Origin of the sequence: Sphingobacterium sp. PCS056, from assembly GCF_023273895.1 — a bacterium.
Lineage (GTDB): Bacteria > Bacteroidota > Bacteroidia > Sphingobacteriales > Sphingobacteriaceae > Sphingobacterium.
In genome coordinates this window covers 2,056,722-2,081,261 of record NZ_CP096883.1, presented here as the reverse complement: position 1 = coordinate 2,081,261, position 24,540 = coordinate 2,056,722, and the positions used below count along the sequence as shown (strand labels likewise).

25 protein-coding genes and 1 pseudogene are annotated in these 24,540 nt (G+C 35.7%); 11 read left to right on the top strand and 15 right to left on the bottom strand.

All coding sequences use genetic code 11. The features are described from left to right. Positions 1–72 precede the first annotated feature (72 nt). Together MUB18_RS08530 and MUB18_RS08525 are read left to right on the top strand one after the other, a co-directional pair. On the top strand, positions 73–1,248 hold the full coding sequence (locus MUB18_RS08530) for a glycosyltransferase (protein WP_248755642.1): 1,176 nt from the start codon (positions 73–75) through the stop codon (positions 1,246–1,248). Next, positions 1,245–1,574 (top strand): metal-sulfur cluster assembly factor, encoded by a 330-nt coding sequence (locus tag MUB18_RS08525; protein ID WP_248755641.1) that lies wholly within the window; start codon positions 1,245–1,247, stop codon positions 1,572–1,574. The genes MUB18_RS08530 and MUB18_RS08525 overlap by 4 nt, the downstream gene beginning before the upstream one ends. 30 nt (positions 1,575–1,604) lie before the next feature. Here the strand turns inward: MUB18_RS08525 and MUB18_RS08520 are convergent, their stop codons facing one another. The 3 genes from MUB18_RS08520 to MUB18_RS08510 form a co-directional block, all read right to left on the bottom strand. Beyond that, complete coding sequence (locus MUB18_RS08520; protein WP_045753301.1) at positions 1,605–2,846, bottom strand: cation:proton antiporter; 1,242 nt, start codon at positions 2,844–2,846, stop codon at positions 1,605–1,607. A 25-nt stretch (positions 2,847–2,871) separates the two neighbouring features. Continuing rightward, on the bottom strand, positions 2,872–3,351 hold the full coding sequence (locus tag MUB18_RS08515; protein ID WP_045753300.1) for a cation:proton antiporter regulatory subunit: 480 nt from the start codon (positions 3,349–3,351) through the stop codon (positions 2,872–2,874). A gap of 401 nt (positions 3,352–3,752) precedes the next feature. After that, positions 3,753–4,337: an MBL fold metallo-hydrolase gene (locus MUB18_RS08510; protein WP_317233183.1), complete on the bottom strand. Its 585-nt coding sequence runs from the start codon at positions 4,335–4,337 to the stop codon at positions 3,753–3,755. A gap of 113 nt (positions 4,338–4,450) precedes the next feature. Here MUB18_RS08510 and recJ point away from each other — a divergent pair, with 113 nt between their 5' ends. Genes recJ through MUB18_RS08495 form a run of 3 tightly spaced genes read left to right on the top strand, consistent with a single transcriptional unit; the run spans position 4,451 to position 8,474 of the window. Beyond that, complete coding sequence (recJ, locus tag MUB18_RS08505) at positions 4,451–6,151, top strand: single-stranded-DNA-specific exonuclease RecJ (RefSeq protein WP_045753298.1); 1,701 nt, start codon at positions 4,451–4,453, stop codon at positions 6,149–6,151. 51 nt (positions 6,152–6,202) lie between these two features. Next, a complete protein-coding gene (lptB, locus tag MUB18_RS08500) occupies positions 6,203–6,943 on the top strand; it encodes an LPS export ABC transporter ATP-binding protein (RefSeq protein ID WP_045753297.1) in 741 nt (246 codons plus the stop codon). A 16-nt stretch (positions 6,944–6,959) separates the two neighbouring features. Then, positions 6,960–8,474 carry a GH3 auxin-responsive promoter family protein gene (locus MUB18_RS08495; protein WP_248755640.1) on the top strand — a complete coding sequence of 505 codons (1,515 nt, stop codon included), beginning with the start codon at positions 6,960–6,962 and terminating at the stop codon, positions 8,472–8,474. A gap of 66 nt (positions 8,475–8,540) precedes the next feature. On the opposite strand, the gene MUB18_RS08490 is transcribed toward MUB18_RS08495, so the two are convergent. Continuing rightward, positions 8,541–8,687: a hypothetical protein gene (locus tag MUB18_RS08490; protein ID WP_248755639.1), complete on the bottom strand. Its 147-nt coding sequence runs from the start codon at positions 8,685–8,687 to the stop codon at positions 8,541–8,543. Between the two features lie 388 nt (positions 8,688–9,075). Between MUB18_RS08490 and MUB18_RS08485 the strand changes: the two genes are divergently transcribed. Beyond that, the gene (locus MUB18_RS08485) at positions 9,076–10,146 is read left to right on the top strand and encodes a branched-chain amino acid aminotransferase (protein WP_248755638.1); all 1,071 of its coding nucleotides are present in this window, start codon (positions 9,076–9,078) and stop codon (positions 10,144–10,146) included. A gap of 125 nt (positions 10,147–10,271) precedes the next feature. Here the strand turns inward: MUB18_RS08485 and miaA are convergent, their stop codons facing one another. From miaA to MUB18_RS08460, 5 genes are all read right to left on the bottom strand, one after another. Further along, positions 10,272–11,186, bottom strand: a complete 915-nt coding sequence (gene miaA, locus MUB18_RS08480; protein WP_248755637.1) for a tRNA (adenosine(37)-N6)-dimethylallyltransferase MiaA — start codon at positions 11,184–11,186, stop codon at positions 10,272–10,274. Further along, complete coding sequence (locus MUB18_RS08475; RefSeq protein ID WP_045752488.1) at positions 11,186–11,773, bottom strand: IS1096 element passenger TnpR family protein; 588 nt, start codon at positions 11,771–11,773, stop codon at positions 11,186–11,188. Before MUB18_RS08475 ends, miaA begins: the two co-directional genes overlap by 1 nt. Positions 11,774–11,843: 70 nt before the next feature. Further along, a complete protein-coding gene (locus MUB18_RS08470; RefSeq protein WP_248755636.1) occupies positions 11,844–13,277 on the bottom strand; it encodes a CCA tRNA nucleotidyltransferase in 1,434 nt (477 codons plus the stop codon). Between the two features lie 117 nt (positions 13,278–13,394). Then, entirely contained in the window at positions 13,395–14,450 is a 1,056-nt protein-coding gene (gene pdxA / locus MUB18_RS08465; RefSeq protein ID WP_248755635.1) for a 4-hydroxythreonine-4-phosphate dehydrogenase PdxA, read from the bottom strand. Positions 14,451–14,520: 70 nt separating this feature from the next. Next, positions 14,521–15,012, bottom strand: coding sequence for a GNAT family N-acetyltransferase (locus MUB18_RS08460; RefSeq protein WP_248755634.1), 492 nt, complete (start codon positions 15,010–15,012; stop codon positions 14,521–14,523). Positions 15,013–15,204: 192 nt separating this feature from the next. Between MUB18_RS08460 and rsmA the strand changes: the two genes are divergently transcribed. Genes rsmA through MUB18_RS08440 form a run of 4 tightly spaced genes read left to right on the top strand, consistent with a single transcriptional unit; the run spans position 15,205 to position 18,997 of the window. Next, complete coding sequence (gene rsmA / locus MUB18_RS08455) at positions 15,205–15,984, top strand: 16S rRNA (adenine(1518)-N(6)/adenine(1519)-N(6))-dimethyltransferase RsmA (protein ID WP_248755633.1); 780 nt, start codon at positions 15,205–15,207, stop codon at positions 15,982–15,984. 35 nt (positions 15,985–16,019) lie between these two features. Next, on the top strand, positions 16,020–16,895 hold the full coding sequence (locus MUB18_RS08450; protein WP_248755632.1) for a hypothetical protein: 876 nt from the start codon (positions 16,020–16,022) through the stop codon (positions 16,893–16,895). Between the two features lie 15 nt (positions 16,896–16,910). Further along, positions 16,911–18,056, top strand: a complete 1,146-nt coding sequence (locus tag MUB18_RS08445; RefSeq protein WP_248755631.1) for an FAD-dependent monooxygenase — start codon at positions 16,911–16,913, stop codon at positions 18,054–18,056. An 8-nt stretch (positions 18,057–18,064) separates the two neighbouring features. After that, the gene (locus tag MUB18_RS08440; protein WP_248755630.1) at positions 18,065–18,997 is read left to right on the top strand and encodes an NAD(P)-dependent oxidoreductase; all 933 of its coding nucleotides are present in this window, start codon (positions 18,065–18,067) and stop codon (positions 18,995–18,997) included. 15 nt (positions 18,998–19,012) lie between these two features. Here the strand turns inward: MUB18_RS08440 and MUB18_RS08435 are convergent, their stop codons facing one another. Next, the gene (locus tag MUB18_RS08435; protein ID WP_248755629.1) at positions 19,013–19,882 is read right to left on the bottom strand and encodes a hypothetical protein; all 870 of its coding nucleotides are present in this window, start codon (positions 19,880–19,882) and stop codon (positions 19,013–19,015) included. A gap of 181 nt (positions 19,883–20,063) precedes the next feature. Here MUB18_RS08435 and acs point away from each other — a divergent pair, with 181 nt between their 5' ends. Continuing rightward, on the top strand, positions 20,064–21,980 hold the full coding sequence (acs, locus tag MUB18_RS08430; protein ID WP_248755628.1) for an acetate--CoA ligase: 1,917 nt from the start codon (positions 20,064–20,066) through the stop codon (positions 21,978–21,980). 1,252 nt (positions 21,981–23,232) lie between these two features. Here the strand turns inward: acs and MUB18_RS21970 are convergent. The 5 genes and pseudogenes from MUB18_RS21970 to MUB18_RS08425 all read right to left on the bottom strand — a co-directional run bounded on the left by MUB18_RS21970 (position 23,233) and on the right by MUB18_RS08425 (position 24,410). Continuing rightward, positions 23,233–23,340 (bottom strand): IS3 family transposase, encoded by a 108-nt coding sequence (locus tag MUB18_RS21970; RefSeq protein ID WP_411028118.1) that lies wholly within the window; start codon positions 23,338–23,340, stop codon positions 23,233–23,235. Positions 23,341–23,342: 2 nt separating this feature from the next. Continuing rightward, positions 23,343–23,465, bottom strand: a pseudogene (locus MUB18_RS21965) (integrase core domain-containing protein); the annotation flags it as partial. A gap of 90 nt (positions 23,466–23,555) precedes the next feature. Then, positions 23,556–23,741 (bottom strand): DDE-type integrase/transposase/recombinase, encoded by a 186-nt coding sequence (locus MUB18_RS21960; RefSeq protein ID WP_411028113.1) that lies wholly within the window; start codon positions 23,739–23,741, stop codon positions 23,556–23,558. Continuing rightward, a complete protein-coding gene (locus MUB18_RS21955) occupies positions 23,719–24,063 on the bottom strand; it encodes an IS3 family transposase (protein WP_411028112.1) in 345 nt (114 codons plus the stop codon). Before MUB18_RS21955 ends, MUB18_RS21960 begins: the two co-directional genes overlap by 23 nt. Positions 24,064–24,095: 32 nt before the next feature. Next, the gene (locus MUB18_RS08425; RefSeq protein WP_248755627.1) at positions 24,096–24,410 is read right to left on the bottom strand and encodes a transposase; all 315 of its coding nucleotides are present in this window, start codon (positions 24,408–24,410) and stop codon (positions 24,096–24,098) included. Between the last annotated feature and the right edge of the window lie 130 nt (positions 24,411–24,540).

Genomic DNA, 24,540 nt, shown 5'->3' with positions numbered 1-24,540 from the left:
AAAAAAGAAAGTTTTGAGTTCACTACGATGAAAAGAGTTTAATTATCTAAGTTTGTAAAAAAGCAAGTATTCATGCGCATTTTAATCATCCATACTTTTTATCAAAGCCCTGGTGGTGAAGATACCGTTTTTCAACAGGAGCAAGAATTGCTAGCTGTGGATCATGAGGTGTTATCGCTCACTTTTCAAAATAAAAAGGGATGGAAAGGTGCTTTACAAACAATTTTTTCTTTTTGGAATATAGCTGCTTTATATCGTGTAAAAAGAACTTTAGCCGAATTCAATCCTGACTTAGTTCACATCCACAACACCCACTATGCCAGCGGGCCGCTTATTATCAGAACAATTTATAAATTGGGGGTTCCATTGGTGATGACCCTACACAATTTTCGTCTACTTTGTCCCTCTGCTATTCTTTATCACAACAATCAACTCTTCCTTTCGAGTTTGAGTCAAAATTTTCCATGGACGGCTATCAAAAATAAAGTCATGGACAACTCAGCCATCAAAACATTTATTTTGGCTGCAAACTATTGGTTTCATAGAAAAATAGGAACATGGAATAGGGTCGATCGCTATATCACTTTATCGTGTTTTGCAAAAAATATATTCGTTAATTCAACTTTGCCGGTGGAGGCAAAGAAATTTGTTGTTAAACCCAATTTCACTTTTCCTATTGAAAGTTCCATATCGCCCACAGAAGATTATTTTATATATATTGGTAGACTGACTGAAGAAAAAGGAATTTTAAACTTATTGGAGGTTTTCTCAAAAACTGATATCAAAATACTGATCATTGGAGATGGTATCTTGAAACAAGAGGTCATCGAAGCTGCTCAAAAAAATACCAATATCCATTATTTAGGTTTTAAATCTCGTGCTGAAATAATACCATTGGTTGAAAAAGCGGAAGCATTAATCGTTCCATCTTTGTGGTTTGAAGGTATGCCTATGACCATACTCGAAGCATTCTCAGTCGGAACTCCAGTTATAGGTAGTGATATCGGAGCATTGAGTGAGTTGATAATCCCCAATAAGACGGGCTTATTATTTAATCCACAAGATGTGGATAATATGTTGATAACTTTGCAGCAATGGAAAGATTATAGTCAACAAGAAAAATTTAACATTAGACAAACAACAAAAGCATTCTATTTTAGTAATTTTACTCCTGAGGAGAATAAAAATAAATTGCTATCTATTTACAAGGAGGCAATTCAAGCTAACACTAAACGATCGTCAATATGAGTATTATAATTTTAGATAAGTTAAATATTGCACCTGCTATTCAAGAAGCGTTAGAAACGGTATATGATCCCGAGCTGAAGCCAGCAAATATTGTTGACCTAGGTTTGGTATATGAAATCATAACGAAAGAAGATGGTATTGCAAAGATAGTGATGACTTTAACCGCACCTGGTTGTCCAGTTGCTGGTCAAATAATGGACGAAGTGCAGCAAAAAGTTGCTGCGGTACCAGGAGTAACTGAAGCTCTTGTAGAATTGACATTCGATCCACCTTGGACAAAAGATATGATGAGCGAAGAAGCAAAATTAGAATTGGGCTTCTTGTAAAAAAAAGCGAATCCAATGGATTCGCTTTTTTTATGGTGTTTGACCAGATTCCAAATCACTTAATCTTTTAATTGCCTTAGGCTTAATTTCATCTTTGCCAAATAATTTTGTCCAGATATTCCGAGATTCTTTTGTCAATAATGGTGATACGATGGAAAGTATCAATACGTATACAACAACAAATGACTGTATAACGGGCAATAAACTTCCCGCCTTTCCAATATTAGCCATAATGATCGAAAACTCTCCCCGTGCGGATAATGTAAATCCAATATCAAACGAAGTTTTATTTTTCATCCCTGAAAATTTGGCTGCAAAATAACCTGATGCCAGGTTGCCACAGATCGTAACAGCTGCTGCTATAGAAGCCCATAATACGGCACCTCCAAGGGAAAGCATATCTATTGATAAACCAAAGCTAAAGAAAAACATCGCTCCAAAGAAATCTTTATAAGGCAAAACCATAGCTTCAATCTTCTTGATATACTGGGAATCCGCTAAAACCAATCCAGCCATCAAGGCACCGATTGCTTCTGCAACATGTATAGTTTCGGAAAAACCAGCCGTAATAAATAGCAATGCAAAAATAACAAGGACAAATAATTCGGACGACTTAACCTGTAATAATTTGTCGATCGCAGGAACCAGCTTCCTTCCTAAAATTAAAAATGTCAAGATAAATCCTAATGCCAATAATGAAGTACCAGCTACAGTCCAAAACGAGCTGCTTCCTGTTAAAATCAATCCCGAAAGGAATGAGATATGCATAGCGATAAACAAATCATCAAACATAATCATCCCCATAATTACCTCTGTTTCAGGATTAGCGGTTCGCTTCAAATCGGTTAATACCTTGGCAACAATAGCTGTTGAAGAACTTGTCATAATTCCACACAGTACCATCATCTCTTTGAAGGGAAGATCCATCATCCACCCGATCAGTAAACCCGATATAAAATTGAGCAGTACATAAACAGTACCTCCTGTGACAATTGATTTTCCAGATTTAATTAAACGACCTACAGAAAACTCAAGACCCAAATAAAAGAGAAGAAATAAAACGCCAAGGCGTCCCATAAAATCTATAAAGGGTTTACTCTCGGTAAATGTAAGATCAATAGTACCAATCTGGGGAGCATGTTGGCCCAACACCATACCTATCAATATAAAAAATGGAATAACAGAAAACTTTAGCTTGTTGGCTATCAAGCCTACAAAAGCAACAAGACCAACGGCAATTCCGATTTCTAAAATAAGTGTGTGTGATGGCATATAAATATATTTTGTTTTGAGTATGTTACACTAGTATTTCCTTTAATAACTTAATATTATTCTTCTTCCCTGCGATAACTAAGGTTGTACCTGGACTAATCATATAATCAGGACCTGGATTAATAACGGTATTTTCACCTAGTATCCCCGCAATAATGGATGCCCCTGTTCGCTGACGTACTTCTAGCTCACCAATTGTTTTGTTAGCACCCTCAAATTTGCCTTCCACTTTATACCATTCAATTCTCAAGTCGTCTAATGCAACTTCAATGGTCTCCAAAGCTTTTGGTTTATAAGATAATCCACCGATAATACCTGCGACCTGTCTAGATTCTTCGTCGCTTAAAGTCATCACACAACGAGATTCACTTTCTTCCTCGTCATAACGATATAATTCTCTTCGACCATCGTCATGTATAACCACGACCATATTGTCTCCAGCTTCAGTTTCAATTTGATATTTTTTCCCAATACCAATAAGATCCGACTCTCTTACAACAGACATATTTTTTTGCTTTATTATAAAACTAATTTTTATTTTATTCGCTGAAAGAAAAAGTTATGATCAAACAGCTTCATACAAACTTAGCTAAAAATTCAATCATATCAGCATTTTACCACCTGTTTAGCTGCTAATCATCGGCAAAATGAAACTATAAAACAGCCAGATAAACAAAAAAACTGTTTTATGTTTATAGTAAAATTTTTGTGTTACTTTAGATCTACAATGGTATAACGATCATCTTTTTGTCGTTCAGGTATACCAATTGCCACGGTCTTGGAATGATAAAATAAATAAATCCAACCCTGTGGAGCACCTTCTTTCCAATATTCTTTACGCAACTCCTTTGACAGCCGTCCATCAAAATCGTACTTGGCATTATAATTTTGAAAAATCTCTTGTGGTTATGGCAAAACGTCACCACCGAAAAAATAGTGCTTACTACCTGTTTCAATATGAAAAGTTTGATGGTATTGTGTATGACCACCACTTAAATTATAGCGTATTTCGTCGTTAACAATCCCATCTCCTTCCACTAACTGCAAATTACCGCTGCGTTGCACTACATCAAAAATTTCTGTTCGATAAGATTTATTAATTCCCGAATAGGCATCTTCCCATTCACCACGCTGTACTATATATTCTGCTTCTGGAAATGCAATACGGCCTACTCCTTCCTCAAAACTGACCATTCCGCCAGCATGATCTTTGTGCAGATGTGACATCAGCACATATTTCACATCCTTCGTTTCATATCCAAGTTTTTTAATGTTTTGATGAAGGAATAGTTCACCGTCAGGATTTGTTTGTCCTAATCCGGTATCACATAAAACAAGTCCGTCATTGGTTTCAATGAGAAAAGGGTGAACATGGATAAACATGGAGGAAGGACGATCTATGGCACGATGAATAGTCGGATCAAAAGGAATAAATTTTTTCGAAGCATCGACCGAAAATGAGCCTTCGAATAAGGAATGTGCTAGTGCCATCTTTAATTTATTGGAAACTTGCGTGTTATATACCACACCATGATTAGCCTATTGTATTATTAGGTTAGTCAATAGACAAAACGTATATTTACACATAATTACGATGCAAAGATATGCAAAAAAGGTGGGTACTAAAATCTAAAAGTGAAGTCAAAAAAGTTAATCAATTAAGCAATGAACTTGGTATTAATCCAGTATTAGCAGAATTATTAGTCAGTAGAAATATTGAGACTTTTGATGCTTCTAAACATTTTTTTCGACCGTCTTTAGACCAGCTCCACAACCCATTCTTGATGCAAGATATGGAAAAAGCCATTGCACGAATTACTACTGCAATAGGCCAAAATGAAAAGATCTTAATTTATGGCGATTATGATGTGGATGGTACTACAGCTGTAGCTGTGGTGTACAGTTTTTTCAGGGAATTTCACTCGCGTATCGAATTCTATATTCCAGATCGCTATGCTGAGGGTTATGGTATTTCTACACAAGGCATTGATTACGCTGCCGAAAATGGCTTTTCTTTAATTATTGCATTGGATTGTGGTATAAAAGCAAACGATAAGGTTGAATATGCAAATTCAAAAAATATCGATTTTATTATAGGAGATCATCATCTACCTGGTGATGAACTTCCTCCTGCATTTGCGGTATTGGATCCGAAAAGAAAAGATTGCAATTATCCCTACAAAGAATTATCAGGCTGTGGAATAGGATTTAAACTGATTCAAGCTTTCATCATGAAAAATGATATGTCCTTGGATATCTGTTATCAATATCTAGATTTAGTAGCCGTGAGCATCGCTTCTGATATTGTACCGATCACAGGTGAAAATCGTATTCTGACACATTTTGGATTGATCAAATTAAATACGAATCCGTGCTGTGGATTACAGGCTTTGGTTGATCTTTCCACCAATAAAACAAAGACATTTACTGTCAATGATATTGTCTTCCAGATTGGGCCCCGAATCAATGCTTCTGGAAGAATAGATCATGCAAAAGACGCTGTAAAATTATTGATCTCAAAATCATTGCAAGAAGCGAAGGATTTTAGTATCAATATTGATGATCAAAATAATGTACGTAAGGATTTCGATCTCAGAATAACGGAAGAAGCATTGGCCATTATCGATGACAATGATTCGCTTAAAACTCGAAAATCAACGGTATTATATAAATCAGACTGGCATAAAGGTGTCATTGGGATCGTTGCTTCCAGACTTACAGAAAGATATTACAGACCGACCATTATTCTGACAGAAACCAATGGGCACATTGCTGGGTCATGTCGATCGGTGATCGGCTTTGACTTATATGAGGCTTTAAGTGAATGTAGTGATTTATTGGATCAATTTGGAGGCCATAAATATGCCGCAGGGCTGACCATGCAAATTGAAAACATTAAATTATTTCAAGATCGTTTTGAACAAGTGGTGACTCGACTTATCAAACCTGAAATGTTAACACAAGAAATATTGATCGATACAAAACTCCATCTTCAGGATATCGATGCCAAATTTCACCGTATATTAAGTCAGTTCGAACCCTTCGGACCACAAAATGAAAGTCCCATTTTTTTAAGTCAAAAAGTAAGTCTTATTGGATCGGCCTATCTGGTAGGATCCAATCATTTAAAAATGACTGTTAAACAAGAGCATTCACCTTCGTTTGATTGTATCGGGTTTGGACTTTCTGAACATATTGAAACCATTAATAGTGGCAAACCATTTGATATGTGCTACAGCATAGAAGAAAATGTATGGCGGGGTAAAAAGAATTTACAATTAAATTTAAAAGGAATTCGATATTAAAATATATTTTTAATAATCAGATTGTTATCTTGAGTTAAAATACGACATAAAATGATACTAAGAGCTGAACATCTCATCAAAAAATACAAACAACGTACTGTTGTGAACGATGTTTCTTTCCAAGTAGAGCAAGGCGAAATTGTAGGTCTTTTAGGACCTAATGGAGCAGGAAAGACCACCTCGTTTTATATGATTGTTGGATTGATAAAGCCCAATGAAGGTCATGTATATTTAGATGATCAGGAAATCACGCAGGATGCCATGTACCAACGTGCTCAAAAAGGAATTGGTTATCTTGCCCAAGAAGCTTCTATCTTTAGAAAGCTGTCTGTAGAACACAACATCCTCTCTGTATTGGAAATACACTACCCCAATAAAAAAGAGCGTTTGGAAAAACTGGAAGAACTACTAGCCGAATTTAGTCTTAATCGGGTTCGTAAAAATAGAGGTGATTTATTATCTGGAGGCGAAAGACGTCGTACAGAAATAGCCCGAGCTCTAGCAGCCAATCCTTCTTTCATCCTGTTGGATGAGCCATTTGCGGGTGTGGATCCAATTGCGGTAGAAGAGATTCAAACGATTGTAGCGAAACTCAAAACACGCAATATCGGAATCCTCATCACTGACCATAATGTTCAAGAAACATTGTCCATTACTGACAGAGCTTATTTGCTAACAGAAGGAAAAATTATGTTGACAGGTACTCCCGAGGAAATTGCTAGCAATGAAATGGCGCGTAAATTTTATCTGGGACAACATTTCGAACTCCGTCGCAAAAAGTTAAATACTTAAACTTACTCCACTTGATATGGCAATATTAGATTCACTATTAACTTGGTTCATGAAGAAGCGGATTCATCAGATTGAATTGTTCATGAAATATCCACATGATGTACAAGAAGAATGGTTTCAAAGTTTAATATCATCAGCAGAAGCAACAGAGTGGGGCAAAAAATATGATTATAATAGTATTTTAACTCCAGAAGAATTTAAAAACAGAGTTCCTATACAAGATTACAATTCGTTAAAACCTTATATTGATCGTATGATCAAAGGGGAGCAAAATATATTGTGGCCTTCAGATATCAAGTGGTTTGCTAAATCTTCGGGAACAACATCCGACCGGAGTAAATTTATCCCGGTAAGTGAAGAGTGCCTAACTGAATGTCACTTCCAAGGTGGCAAAGATATGTTGACAATTTACTTCAACAATAAGCCAGAGAGCCAAATTTTCAGCGGTAAATCTGTTGTACTCGGAGGTAGTTCACAAATTAATAGTTTTAGTTCAGATTCATATTATGGCGATCTATCTTCCATATTATTAAGAAATCTCCCTTTTTGGGCTGAGTTCAAAAGAACGCCCAATTTAGAAGTAACTTTGCTTCCTGACTTTGAAGAAAAAATAGAAAAGGTTGCGAATATTACCATTCATGAAAATGTCACTAATCTAGCAGGAGTTCCGACTTGGAATATTGTACTGGCAAAGAAAATATTGGAAATTACAGGAAAGAATAATTTACTGGAGGTATGGCCTAACTTAGAATTTTATACGCATGGAGGTGTAAGTTTTAAACCCTACCGTAAACAATTTAAAAAATTGATTCCTTCCGATAAAATGTATTATTTAGAGAATTACAATGCTTCTGAGGGATACTTTGCCTTACAGGACATGTCCGATTCTGAAGAATTACTATTAATGCTTGACTATGGTATCTATTACGAATTCTTACCTATTGAAAATCTATACGACGAAAATCCGCAAACATTAGGCTTGCATGAAGTAGAATTAAATAAAAACTATGCTTTGATTATTTCGACCAACGCTGGTTTATGGCGATATATGATCGGAGATACCATTAAATTTGTCACCCTATCTCCATACCGTATTCAGATAACAGGACGTACAAAGCAATTTATCAATACCTTTGGAGAGGAACTTATCGTAGACAATGCTGAGGATGCTATAAAGAAAGCGAGTGAAATAACCCATGCTATTGTGAAAGATTATACCGCTGGTCCGATTTACTTCAAGGAAGGTGAAGCTGGAGCTCATGAATGGATTATAGAATTTGAACAACAACCTGATAATTTTGAAACCTTCTGCAAAATATTGGATGAAACGCTCCGAGAGATTAATTCTGATTATGACGCGAAACGTTATAAAAACATGGCACTACAATTTCCCGTGATTCATAATGCCCCTAATTATACATTCTTTGAATGGATGAAATCAAAAGGAAAACTTGGTGGTCAAAATAAAGTTCCGAGGTTATCCAATAACCGTGATTACTTAGAGCCCCTATTAGCGATAATAAAAAAATAGGAGAAATTTTAGATTTCTCCTATTCATTTGTTGAGTACTTGTCTCTACTGAAAAATTAGGAAGTACTTACGGTTTGATAGCTGTTTTATAAAGGAAAACAAAAAAACCTAAAATAAAATTTAGTGAAAATCCATTTTTTTCCACAGCTGTCTTTTGATCAAACTCTAATTCATCCTCTTCCAATGCATTTCTTTTACTGTTTAATTCTTGCATGGCTTTAATCATTTAGTTTGTTGTTATTAATTAATATCTGTTTAAAAAGTGTGAGCTAACTTAAAGTCTACTGTCTTGGACAGTTAACCATTGTGATTGCGTTAAACCAAATAACATGCCACATTATGATTTCTATGTGAATTCATATAAATTTAATATGGAAGAAATTTTAAATTAAGAAATTGCTATAAAACGATGACAAAAAAGTGATTTGCCTTTCATCCCTAATAAGTTAGTGTCCATAAAAAAAAACGCGAATCCTAAAAAAGAGACAATTTTATCTTATTATAATAAAATATATTGTAATAGAACAAAATAGCTTAAACTGTGTATTTATCCTTCAAATTCATAGTTTTTTTCCTACTTTAGCATACGTAATTTAAATACAATGAGCGCGACAGAAAATTATTCAATTCGCGTAGAGCCCACAAAAGAATCGAGACTCTCGCAAGTAGATTTTAACAATCTAAAATTTGGAAAAATATTATCCGACCACATGTTGGTCGCAAACTATCAAGATGGAGCATGGACAGATGTTAGTATTGTGCCTTATGGCGATATTAATATAAGTCCTTCGATGTCAGCATTACATTATGGTCAAGCTATTTTTGAAGGTATCAAAGCGTACAAATTTCAAGATGGTACCATCAGTATTTTCCGTCCTGACAAAAATTGGGAAAGATTTAACAAGTCTGCAGCACGTTTAGAAATGCCTGAAGTACCCGAAGAAATCTTTTTAGGTGGATTAAAGAAACTACTATCGACTGATAGTAATTGGGTACCTAATGCACCTGGCACCTCTTTATATATTCGTCCTTTTATGTTCGCAACAGAGGCGGCATTGGGCGTACACCCCTCTAATTCATACAAATTTATCATCATTACTAGTCCAGTAGGTGCTTATTACAGTAATCCTTTAAAATTAAAGGTAGAAACACACTATACCCGTGCAGCTGAAGGTGGTGTAGGATTTTCAAAAAATGCAGGTAACTATGCATTATCTCTATATCCAACTCGCTTAGCGAATGATGAAGGTTTTGACCAATTGATGTGGACAGATGCTTCGGAACATCAGTACATCGAGGAAGCTGGTACCGCCAACCTCATCTTCCGTATCGGCGATAGTATCATTACACCGCATGGTGATACGATATTGCATGGAGTGACACGCCGTACTATTATGGAACTCGCAGATAAGTGGGGCTATAAAACAGAACAACGCAGAGTGTCCGTAAAAGAGCTTATCGATGGTATTAAAGCAGGTATTGTGACAGATGCATTTGCAGCTGGAACTGCCGCGACATTAACACCAATTGCTACGATCGGATATGAAGGTGAATTATTTCAATTGCCGCCAGTTGAAGGTCGCGATTTTTCTAAAAAAGTATTAACTTATTTAGATGATCTTCGTTATGGCAGAATTACAGATGAATTTGGATGGAATATGATTGTAGAATAGAAAATTATTAGATCCAAAAAAAGCGCTATGTTCATACTCTTAACATAGCGCTTTTTTTTATCTATATTTCTTTATCAACAGAGTTATTAACATAATGTGGATAACTCTGTTGATAAATGCAAAAATTAGGATTGAATATAGTCTATAATCTGATTTTTATCTTGCGGATCAAACCAAGTGGTATCTTTATTCTTCTTGAACCAAGTAATTTGTCTCTTCGCATATCTTCTCGAGTTCTGTTTTATTTTGTCAACAGCTTCCTCCCAAGAAATAGTTCCATCTAAAAAAGCAAATATTTCAGCATATCCGACAGTCATTAACGCTGGCTTATGCTGATAAGGAATCAATGATTTCACCTCTTCCAATAATCCTTCTTGTAACATTAAATCGACCCGTTTATTGATACGTTCATATAAATCAGCTCGATCCATATTTAGTCCAATAGTCACAATATGAAATGGACGCTCCGATTTTGTATGATTTAAAAAATTAGAAAACGGTAATCCTGTAGTCTCAAACACTTCCAGAGCACGAATCACACGTTGGACATTTGAAAGATCAACTTGATTATAATAGATCGGATCTACTTCTTTCAAATACTCTTGCAAGGGTACTATACCAGCAGTTTCAAATCTTTTATTTAATTGTTCACGAACTTCCGGCAAAGCTTTCGGTAAATTGTCAAGACCTTCGCATACTGCTTGCACAAATAAACCCGATCCACCGACCATAATGACGATGTCCTTTTTTTCAAACAAGGAAGTAATTTTATCAAGGGCATCTCTTTCAAAATCACCCGCAGAATAATCTGCTTCAATCGTATGAGAGTTAATAAAATGATGGGGAGCTTGACTTAATTCAAATGGCGTTGGTTTAGCTGTCCCAATATTCATCTCCTGATAGAACTGTCTTGAATCTGCCGATATAATTTCAGTATCAAAATGCTGGGCAAGCTGAATCGCCATAGCAGTCTTACCTACTGCTGTAGGACCTACTATTGAGATTAACGTTTTTTTATGCTTTTGCTTACTATTCAACATTAATATTCGTCAAACGAGCCGCCACTCTCTTTTTCAGATTTATCTTCTTCCTCTTCATCATCTCCGTCAAACAAATCAAATTCTTCGTCGTCATCCACACCATATTGTGTTTCATCAACTAAAACTTCTTCCTCCTCATCATCATCTAGCGGATCTGCGACTGGAAAATTGGCTGCTCCTAAAGATTTAGGGGCTGCTCCTACAGTTTTAAATACTACTGGATAAGTTTTACCTTCCTCTTCTTTCAAAATCTTAATCAATTCCACATGAAATTCATAAGGGTGATCAAAATTATAGATGTAATAAAACTTTTGATGGGGATCATCGATAAACTTACTTAAACGAATATTCTCCATTAATAAAACACCCTCTGATACTTTACGGGCAGTTGGTAAAAAAGCAATTTCAGTTCCTTTTTTCCATTGGTCATTACTGACATAAAAGGAAGATGTACGTTCAGCTTCATAAGCAGTTGTCTTATGGATAGCCTCATGTAATTCTAAAAAAGTTTGTTTTGAAAGCATATCGATTTCTCTATACACATCCTCATAATCTTCAAAAGTGATTCTGAATCTATAAATAGCCATTTTTAATATTCGTTTTGTTTGTTAACAAGATGAGTTTCAATATAAATTGAAACAATTAAAATTACTTTTTTTATTTAACAGTTGTATTCAAATCCCATGCCTTTCTAATAGTCAAGCCTAATTCTTCAGCTCTATTGACCATAAAATGATAAGCATTCATTTTGGCATTAGGTATTTCCCCTTCCAAAATTGCTTCTCTAATGGCATTTTTTATTTTTCCAACTTCACGGCCAGGACCTATTCCAAAGACTTCCATAATATCTTCTCCAGAAATCGGGGGCTGCCAATTTCTAATTTGATCGCGTTCTTCCACATCTTTAAGCTTCTGCTTGACCAATTCAAAATTCTGACGATATTTCTTCTTTTTATATTCGTTTTTTGTTGTTACATCTGCATGGCATAATTGCATCAACGCATCGATATCATCACCAGCCTCGAACAACAAACGACGTACTGCCGAATCAGTAACAATATCTTGAGCCAGTACGATCGGTCGTAGGTGTAACAATACGAGCTTTTGTACAAACTTCATTTTTTCATTCAATGGCAGTTTCAGCTCAGCAAATAACTTAGGAACCATTCTTGCTCCTTTGTCCTCATGCCCATGGAATGTCCATCCTAATTTCTTATCAAATCTCTTTGTAGCAGGCTTTGCTATATCGTGCATGATGGCTGCCCATCTTAACCAAAGATCATCTGTTGTTTCGCACACATTATCCAAAACTTCTAACGTATGGTAAAAATTATCTTTATGTCCCTTACCATCAATAATCTCTACACCATATAAATTTTGCATAGCAGGAAAAACCAATGGTAACAAACCTGTATCAAATAAATATTTAAAACCTATAGAAGGTTTTTTCGATAAAATAATTTTATTGATTTCATCAATAATCCGCTCTTTAGAAATAATACGTATCCGTTCTTTCGTATCAGTAATTGCCCGAACGGCATCCAGATCTATTTTAAAATTCAATTGTGTAGCAAAACGAATTGCACGCAACATGCGTAAAGGATCGTCCGAAAAAGTGACAATAGGATCAAGTGGTGTACGAATAGTCCGCAATTCAATATCTCCTACTCCATTGAATGGATCTAACAATTGTCCATAATTTTCTTTATTCAATGAATAAGCCATGGCATTAATTGTAAAGTCACGACGATTTTGATCATCTTCCAAAGTGCCATCTTCAACAATAGGTTTTCTCGAATTGCTGCGATAAGATTCTTTACGGGCACCGACAAATTCGACATTCAATCCTTCAAAAACCAGCATTGCTGTTCCAAAACTTTTATAAACAGCGACTTTCGTTTTTAAAAGATTCCCGAGAGCAGTAGCAAATTCAATTCCACTTCCGATAACAACAATATCCACATCATTATTAAACTGCCGTTGCATGATTCGATCACGCACATAACCACCAATAACGTAGCATTCCGTGCTCGTTTTTTCGGCTAACTCTTTAATGATTGGGAAAATAGGATGTTGTAAATTATCACTCATAGCATGAATCTAGGTCCTTAAAAAACCACTAGGATGCAAAAGTAAGGAATTTATTATAAAATAGGCATTAGTCTTATGATATAAGCACACAAGACTAATGATATTATTAGCGATTTGCTAGTCACGATCTCGAGAGAGCTTGCGAAAAGCTAATGGGTTTTGGGTAAGCTCAGCTTGCTCACGACGACGGCCAACAATATGGACGGCCTGAAATATCGCTTCCATAAATGATTCATGTGCAGCAATATTTTTTCCTGCAATATCATAACCTGTTCCATGATCGGGAGAAGTCCGCACAATGGGCAAACCAGCAGTGAAATTAACGCCATTACGCTTTGCTATATGCTTAAAGGGAATCAATCCCTGATCATGATACATCGCTAATACAGCATCAAATTTTTCATACGCATGATTAGCAAAAAAACCATCTGCAGGATAAGGTCCAAAACAAAGCATTCCTTTCTCTCGCCCCTTTTCCAAAGTTGGTCTAATGATCGTATCATCTTCCGTACCGATCACACCATTATCTCCTGCATGAGGATTGAGCCCCAATACAGCAATTTTTGGTTTTTGAATCCAAAAGTCTTTTTTGAGACTATCATTCATTAATACCAATTTATTCATGATTGCTTCCTCTGTAATATGCTCGGCAACATCTTTCACCGGAATATGACCTGTCACAACACCAACGCGAAGCTCATCGCAAATCATAAACATCAACACATCATTAGCATTTGTCTTCTCTTGCAAATATTCTGTATGTCCAGGAAAATGAAAGCCTTCCTGTTGAATATTGTGTTTGTTTATAGGAGCTGTCACAACCGCATCTATCTTTCCAGCATTCAGGTCTTCAATAGCTTTTTCTAACGAAATAAAGGCATATTTACCCCCAATTTCATTTTCTTCCCCTAAGGTAATCTTAACATCCTCTTGCCAGCAGTTAATCATGTTAGCACGTTTAGGATTGGCCTGTTCAGGATCGTTGATCACATTAAAACTAAAATCATTGACGCCTAATGCCTTTCTATGAAAAGACGCAACTTTTGTATTACCATAAACAATTGGAGTGAAAAATTCTAATACACGATTGTCCAACAATGATTTTATAATCACTTCCAATCCGATACCATTAATATCGCCTACTGTAATACCTATTTTTAATTTGTCAGCCATAGTAAAAAATGAAATTATTGACTCAAAAGTAATTAAAATTATACGAAATAGTCAAGGTTTGATCGAAATATCAAATTCGTTTAAAAAGCATATGCTGTAAACCATAACGACCATTTTTAAATCGACCACTGTCCTGATAATCTATTTGGCGATATAATTGATACGCATGATGATTTTCAATATTCACCGTCAGCACAATCTCATCAATATCCTCAATTAGACTCTTAACAAAGGAATCTAATAATAACAATGCCTGTCTTGCGATTCCTTTCCCTTGAAAACTAGGATTTAAAGATAATCCTCTCAATAATATTGAATTTGGATTACCCGTAAAGAGCAGGTGATCCACAGTACGATCTAATAGGAAAAAACCAACAGGATTTTCGTGATATAATATAGTAATGGGATATTTATTCTTGATTTTTTGAACTTCGTCAATTACAATATATTGATATACAGTTTTTGTGAAGTGGCGCTGCTTTTCATCTAACACATAGGACAATTGTTCATAATGCGCGTCTTCATAGTTAACTAAAGAAACGGATAATAAATTTTCTATCATTGGGTTTATCATATTACATTCCTACTAGACAAGTTACTGCTTTTTCCATAATAAAATAATGACGTTGTAAGAGCAGAACGAACTTTCGAGCTCAAAGCAATTAAATCGTTAACTTTATTTTTTATTATATGACTTAATTAAAATTGTGAATAAAACAAATTTATCTAAGTTTGTAGCAAATACGAGCATAATATGAGTACAGTAAGAGCCAAGAAACATTTAGGGCAACACTTTTTGAATGATAAAAATGCAGCACAAAAAATAGTTGATGCTTTAAATCCTACGTTAGGATTTACACAAGTACTAGAGGTTGGTCCTGGAATGGGTGTTCTTTCCGATTTCCTACTGCAAAATACGGCATATGAAACATGGATGATTGATGTGGATGATGAGTCTATCGAATTTTTAGCAGACAAATACCCTCAATTAGAACACCGATTGATTCATGGTGATTTTCTGACGCTGGATTTTGCAAAGCATTTTGATGAAAAAATAGCTATTATCGGTAATTTCCCCTATAATATATCCTCTCAGATCTTATTTAAAATATTGGACGAACGCAATCGTGTGGTCCAAATGACGGGTATGTTTCAAAAAGAGGTTGCTGAAAGGTGTACGGCAAAAGCTGGTAGCAAGGAATATGGGATTTTAAGTGTTTTCTTACAAGCATACTATCATGTTGAATATCTTTTTACAGTTAAAGCAGGTGCATTTAATCCCCCACCAAAAGTGCTCTCTGGGGTGATTAGAATGACTAGAAATGAGCGTCAGGAATTAGATTGTGATGAAAAGTTATTCTGGAGAGTGGTAAAATCAGCTTTTAATCAAAGAAGAAAAACATTACGAAATTCATTGTCGGCGGTAGTTACAAAAGATAAAATGTCTGACAATCCATTGTACGAGCTACGTGCAGAAAGACTAACTGTCAATGACTTTATAGTCCTGACTAATGAAATTGCCAGCGAACTGTAAGTTAATATCTTGTTTTTTAACCTGATTTGATTTTTATGAATCTGAAGACCACTTTTATATATATCGCTTTAGGTGAAAAATTTGCATATCACCTTCAGACCATATTCAGCTTGCTCAGTCTTGTGAAATTTAGAAACGAAGCAATTAAATATGTCATTTACACAGACCATCCTGAATATTATAAGTGGTTATCAGCGTTAATTGAGATTCGCCATATCGATCTTCAGACATTCGAGAATTGGATAGGCCCTACTCAATATTTCTATAGGACTAAAATTAAAGCCATGCAAGATGCTGCTTTAAAAGATGATGGTCACCTCATCTTTTTAGATTCAGATACGATGGCAATTGCACCTTTAGATCAACTGATCGGTCAGCTTTCTTCCGGACACAATTTTCTTCATTTAAAAGAGCGGTTCCTGTCGGATAAGCAGATTACCAACGACCATAAGAGGATGTGGAAAATCATTCGAGGTACAAAAATTAATAATATCGTGATGGATGATACGATTCGGATGTGGAATTCTGGCATCATCGCATTAAATCAGCAGGACAAAATCAAATTATTGGATGATGTACTTTTATTCAATGATACACTGTGCGACCAAAAAATTGTTTGTCGTGTAAAAGAACAATTCGCATTCTCGGTTGTGTTAGAAAAACACGGAAATTTAAAAGTTGCTGATTCTTGGATACTGCACTATTGGGGAAATAAAGAGGAGTGGCATCAAAAAATTTTAGATTTTTTAATGCCTTTGCTGCTTGCCGCTCATAAGCCCGAAGATGTAGCTGAGCTAATCGATACCGAAGAATGGATAAAAACACCCTATCATCGACACATTTCTTCCTTTAAAAAACGTCTATTGAAATTTTGCATTAATAAAAAAGATCGTACCTTGACTATTGAATAATTAAATTCGCTGTATGTGAAAAGATTTACGATAATTGGTGGTGGAGTTGCTGGATTAACCGCAGCAATTGGTTTAAATAAGATTGGGATCCAGGTATCAATCTTTGAAAGTGCAAAAATATTAGCAGGTATCGGTGCTGGTTTTGGATTAGCTGCCAATGCCATACAGGCACTGGACTATCTAGATCTCAAAGCTGGTGTCATCCCACTGGGTCATTATTTGGAAAACTACAATATCTTAGATGAACAAGGGAAAATTCTGGCATCTCCTGAGACCAAGAAGATCAGCGTGCAGTATGAACAGGATAACTTTGCTATACACCGCGCCGATTTACATCAATTTCTACTTGAGCAAATAAATATTACGGACTTACATTTAGGAAAAAGAGCATTCAAAGTTGAAGAGGGCCCAGCCGGTATTGCCATTTTATTTGAAGATGGAACTGTACACAAAACTGATTATTTGATTGTTGCCGACGGTGTAAAATCTCAACTCAGGCAGCAATTAATCCCTCATTCAGCTCCTCGATATGCAGGCTATACCTGTTGGCGTGCCACCATTAACAATGCCCATATAAACCTCAAAACTGGTTTCGAGACTTGGGGTAGTAAAGGACGTTTTGGAATGACTCCACTTGTTGGAAACAAGATCTATTGGTATGCTTGCATCAATGCTGAGGCCAATAGTGCACGATATCGCAATTATACCATTCAGGATCTCAAGCTAAATTTTGCTCATTACCATGACCCTATACCAAAGGTGTTAGCCGAAACAAAAGACGAACAACTCATCTGGAATGATATCATTGATATTAAACCTCTAAAACATCTTGCATTAGGCAATATCTTATTTATTGGAGATGCTGGACATGCAACTACTCCAAACATGGGACAAGGTGCTTGCCAAGCGATAGAAGACGTAGCCGTATTAGTGGACGAATTGAAGAAGACAGAGGATGTCACGCTAGCTTTTAAACATTTCGAACAAAGGAGATTAAAAAGAACGCGGTATATCACAGAAACTTCTTGGACTATAGGAAAGATCGCACAATGGCAAAACCCGATCAGTATCATGGCTCGAAATACGCTGATGACCATACTTCCAGAGAAAATCAAACAACATCAATTGAAAACACTTTTAAGTGTTGATTTTATGAAATAAAAAATCAAATGAAAACAAAAGTATTAATCGTAGATGATGCGCATACCGTACTTCTTCAAAAATTGGAGCAAGCTGGTATTGCTTATGATTACAAACCAGACTTTTCCAGAACTGATGCTGAAAATGCAATCGTAGCTTATACCGGATTAGTCATCAGATCGAAATTTCAAGTTGACAAACAGTTTATAGATTTAGCAAGTAATCTGCAATTTATCGCACGCTGTGGAGCGGGTATGGACAACATCGATGAAGCTTATGCTGTATCGAAAGGAATTAAACTCATCAGTGCAAATGAGGGAAATCGAGACGCTGTTGGAGAGCATATGATCGGCATGTTACTTTCTTTAATGAATCATCTCAACAACGGAAATCAAGAAATTAAAAATGGTCTATGGCGTCGAGAACCCAATCGAGGCTATGAATTAAAAGGAAGAACTGTTGCACTCATTGGCTATGGTCATAATGGACAAGCGATGGCAAAAAAGCTTTCAGGATTTGATGTTAACGTGATTGCCTATGATAAATATAAGACGGGATTTACAGATCAATTTGCCAAAGAAGTTGCTATGGAAGAAGTGGTCAAACAGGCGGATGTACTCAGTTTTCACATCCCGCTAACTCCAGAAACTAAAGGGTTGATAAATCAAGAATATCTGTTTCATTTTAAGAAACCATTTTTTTTATTGCTGGGAGCTCGCGGGGGCATTGTTGAAGTTCCAGCTGTTTTAAAAGCGATGGATGAAGGTAAAATCATAGGAGCAGCTTTTGATGTGCTACCTGTTGAAAAATTTCCTACCCTTGCAGAGCAATCCTGGTTTTCTGATTTAGCCAGTAGAGACAATGTATTATTAAGTCCACATGTAGCAGGCTGGACATTTGAGAGTTATTATAAACTATCTGATGTTGTTGCTGAAAAGATTATTGCACTTTTTAATAAATAAGCATTTACATTGCGGTCAGGCAAAATATTGGACAAAGACAACCACTACAAATTGAAGAACCAAACTTACGTCTAATAAATAAGCATAATGATAATGGTCGTTCCTCTTGAAAACAATCAACCTCAATAAAAGTACAATGATTACATTAGTGAGTAAAAGCCCCATTTTGAGCACGAGATCATAAGGAGCACCTAAAATCAAGAGACTATGTAAGCTTAGCAATAAATAGCATAGGCTCTTTGCTCTACTTTCTCCGAGCATATTAGGCAATGTTCGGAGATGATAGTACGAATCTTGTTTGATATCTCGAATATCGAAAGGCAATGTACAGATAATCAAGAAAATAAACTTCAATCCAGCGAGATAATATAATAAATTGAGATTTACCAAAATATTATTGCTGTACAACTCGACATAAGGTAAAAATATACTACTCAACACCCAGACAAAAGCAATATGGAAAATTTTCATTGCTGGAATCTGTCTTAATCCCCCCCATCGTCCTCTTAAAGGAATGATAGGAAGACTATACAATACACTCACAAGCCCGATGATACCTAAGAAAAAGATCGCATAAAGATGGATATGAAAAAGACACCATATACATATACATGCTGCAATACCGGTATTGATCAATAAAAATCGTTCGTATTTAAAAACCCATCTTGTTCGGGCATATATGGATCTTTCGGGATGTTGAGGTTTGGATAAGATTAAACTAAAATTATAAAGAGCAAGTGTCGCCGCCCCTTCAATTAGTGCGATATAAACATTGATCTCCTGATCCAAGATCACATATGTCAATACGCATTGTGAAGCCGCTGCAAGAGCAATTAGTATATTGCTAAAAATCAAAAAATAATATACTTTTTTTAGTACATCCATACAGATCAATCTATTATATCATGAGCAATATAACAATAGTGTTATAAAAAAGTTAAATTTCAAATTATAAATTTTATAAATTGCCTTTTGTCGCAAAAAAAACTAAATTAGCTGATTCCTAATGAACTTGTTTAATCAACCAAATTGCGTTTTTAGGGATTGAAATTAATAAAACCAAAATATGAGTCTACAAATCAAATCATTTGAAGAATATCAAGAAGTTTATAAAAAAAGTGTAGAAGACCCGGAAGCTTTCTGGGGAGAGATAGCGGAAAACTTTTTTTGGAAAAGAAAATGGACAAATGTTCTGAATTGGAATTTCACGGAACCTAATGTAAAATGGTTCGAAGGTGGTAAATTAAATATTACAGAAAATTGTCTAGATCGTCACATTTATAATTTAGGAGATAAACCAGCTATTATTTGGGAACCCAATGATCCAAATGAAGCACATCGTATTTTATCTTACAAACAACTTTTACAGAAGGTTGAGCAATTTGCCAATGTTCTAAAAAATAACAATATCCGCAAAGGGGACCGTGTGTGTATTTATTTACCTATGGTACCTGAATTGGTCATTGCAACTCTGGCATGTGCACGTATCGGCGCTATCCACAATGTCGTATTTGGAGGTTTTTCAGCACAATCTATTGCTGACCGTATTAATGATGCAGCATGTAAAGTAGTGGTTACGTCCGATGGTAGCTATCGCGGACCAAAAGTATTGGAATTAAAAAGCATTGTAGATGATGCGCTGATGCAATGTGATACCGTTGAAAAAGTAATTGTATTGACCAGAACACGTACACCTGTATCCATGATCAAAGGCCGTGATGTCTGGTGGGAAGATGAGATCAAGAAAGTAGAAACACAAGGAAATCCAGCTTGTCCTGCTGAAGAGATGGATTCGGAAGATACGTTATTTATCCTTTACACCTCTGGATCTACAGGGAAACCAAAAGGAGTCGTACATACCACAGGTGGTTACATGGTCTACACGGGTTATACTTTCTCAAATGTATTTCAATATCAGCAAGGAGAAGTATATTTCTGTACCGCAGATATTGGTTGGATTACAGGCCACTCTTATATTGTTTATGGTCCACTCTCGCAGGGAGCTACTTCATTGATGTTTGAGGGAACACCAACGTTTCCTGACGCTGGTCGCCTCTGGGATATCGTTGAAAAGTATAAAGTCAATATTTTATATACAGCACCAACAGCGATCCGTTCGTTGATGGCCTTTGGCGATTCGTTTATTGACGGTAAAGATCTGAGCAGCATCCGCAAACTGGGATCTGTTGGAGAGCCTATCAATGAAGAAGCATGGCACTGGTACAATAGCAAAGTGGGTAAAGAAAAAGCACCAATTGTTGATACCTGGTGGCAGACTGAAAATGGCGGTATCTTAATCGCTCCTATGGCTGGGATTTCACCCACTATACCGGGATATGCGATGTTGCCATTACCAGGGGTGCAACCAGCCCTTATGGACGAAAATGGAAAAGAGATTGAAGGAAATGATGTCTCTGGCAATCTATGTATCAAGTTCCCATGGCCAGGTATGTTACGTACCACTTGGGGGGATCATGAGCGTTGTCGTCAAACCTATTTTGCAACCTATGAAAACATGTACTTCACCGGTGATGGTTGCTATAGAAACCCTGAAGGATACTACAAAATCACTGGCCGTGTAGATGATGTTTTAAATGTTTCAGGACACCGTATCGGTACTGCCGAAGTAGAGAATGCGATCAATATGCACTCTGATGTTGTCGAATCGGCAATAGTGGGTTATCCACACCCTGTCAAAGGACAAGGTATTTATGCCTACGTAATCGCACACCATCATATCGATGATGAAAGCACGCGTAAAGATATTATGCAGACGATTACGAGATTGATTGGTGCCATTGCGAAACCAGATATTATCCAATTTGTATCTGATCTTCCAAAAACTCGCTCTGGAAAAATCATGCGCCGCATCCTTAGAAAAATTGCAGAAGGGGAAAGATCAAATTTAGGAGATACTTCTACCTTACAAGATCCTGCTGTTGTTGACGCTATCATCGAAGGAGCTGATAACTTGAAGAAATAAAAGAATTTAATATTTTTATAAAAACAGAAGCCACCTCATCAGGTGGCTTCTGTTTTTATAGAACAATACATCATATTTATTGAAAAATATTCTATTTAAATTGATTTTTTAGAAAAATAAACAAAAAAAAGCATATTAATATTAAAAATTAAACAAAATTCTTTAAAAAATTAATTTTAAAACATTTCACAACAGCAAATTCTCTAAAAATTCAGTGAAAAAAAATAAAAAAATCATAATTTGATGGATAAATAAAAAAAATAACCATCACTTTCAATAAAATTCAAAAAAAATAATAAAAAAAACAAAAATAACATTGGTAATCATGAAAAAAAACTATATATTTACAACACCTTAATAGGTTTATAATTGGTTATAAAAGGTTTTCATTCTCCCCGTCTGAAAACCTTTTTTTATTTTCAACAATTTAATCAAATTTTGTATTAACAAGGAGAAATTTATCGATGCAACAATAGAATGTAACCCTATATTTTATTAAACTTGCAACTGTCGGATTTTTTTTAATCACACTTTCTCTCCAATAGATCAAAAAATGAATTTGTCAAAATACCATCAGGGCTAAAAATTAACTTACATCAGCAAACATATAATAATACACCTATGATTATTATGACAATGTACAATCATACTACTGGATCTGATATCGTGATGCTATTGATTACTTATGAACCCTTTATCGTCAAATCGAAGCGTATAAATAGACTTAAAAATATGCGATTTTCATTTTTGACTCGGACTCGCTGATGCATTGTTATACGATCACACGTAAATCAAGCTTATACCAATCCACCCCTTGAGGATGTTGATAACATTTTATTAAATATCTAAAAAAACAATGTTTAAAGTGGCATAAACCTAATTTTCATTGTTATAAGCTTATGAACAAGTATAACGAATCTAAGCTGAATATTCGAGTTTTCTTCACCCATTGTACATACTATATTCTTACGATTTACAACATAAATCCTGCAAGAATCCGTGTTAAGTACGTGGTGAGTCCGTGTTAAGTCCGTGTTTATAGTATTTTCACCATGATATCACTATTTTCAGACCATGGTTACAGGTTTAAGATATATTGCACTCCTTTCCTATTTGTATTGCAGCGTAGTGCAATACATTACGCACAAAAGAACCCATATCTTTATAGACGTGTATATCAGATCTAAAGCAATCCTTTCACTATATTACTAAATGATGAAAGTGGAGTTGCAACAATAAAGTGAACATTTAGTTAAGCTGCAATCTTTCGTTTCATTAATTTTCTTCCAAATTCTTCTGGGGACATGTATCCCAGCGCAGAATGTAATCTTTTGCGGTTATACCAAGTCTCTCTATATATTCAAAAACTATAAGTGCGGCCTGCTCTTTATCAGTAAATCTATATTGGTATACACACTCGGTTTTCAACGTTTTAAAAAAGCTTTCTGCAACACTATTATCCCAGCAATTTCCTTTCCTGCTCATACTTCTAATTATCATCGGGTTTCTATCCAATAGACATTTGAATTCATCGCATGAGTATTGTACTCCGCGATCAGAATGAAAGATTAGTTCTTATATGATCGGACGATTGCTTTGTGCCATCTTAAAAGCAGGGATTATAGTATCAGCAGCCCTCATTGTGACACTTAATGCCCAGCCTATAATTTTGCGATCACCAAGGTCTATAACTGTAGTCAAGCACAGCCAGCCTTTCTTGGCTCTGATATAGGTGATATCAGATACCCAGGCCGATCCCAATACCCCCGTTTAAAATCACGGTCCAGTAAATTTTCTGGTATCGGAAATTTATGTTGGGAGTCAGTGGTGACTTTAAATCTTTTTTCACAATGCTTCTCAGCTTTGCTTTTTGCATCATTCTAGCTATTCTTGGTCGTGATACTTTGATATTGTTTTTATTAAGCTCAATAGTGATCCGGGGGCTGCCATATGTTTTTTTACTCTTTTCAAAAATCTGCATCATCTCACATTCAATCAACTCATTTTCAATACTTCTTTTTGAGGCACCGCTTTTCAACCACCTATAAAATCCGCTCCTGCTTACCTTAAATACTGAACACATCTTCTCAACAACAAATATTTTATTGTGGGCCTTTATGAACCCGAATATTTGTTGTCGCCCCTTGAGAAAATGCTGATAGCCTTTTTTAAAATATCGCGCTCCATTTGCGTTTCCCGAAGCTCTTTTTTCAATTGAGCCAGTTCTTGTTCCGCTGCGCTCAAAATTACTTTTCCGTTATCCGGGAAGCTGGAGGTCTGCTTTTCAGAAAACTCTTTCCGCCACCGGTACAATAATGAGGGCTTAACATCTAATTCATTGGCTAACTCAGCCAGATCTGTACGTTTATTACTCAGTTCAACAAGCATAAGCTTGAACTCTTTTGGATACGTTTTTCTTTCTCGTGACATAATTTCTGTTAAGGTATAGAATTACTTTAACTTAATGTCTACTCAAATATAGCAACTCCATTAGGTAAATTTTAACCATAAATAATTATATTCTAATGATACATAATTACTATTTCAATAAAAAAGATAG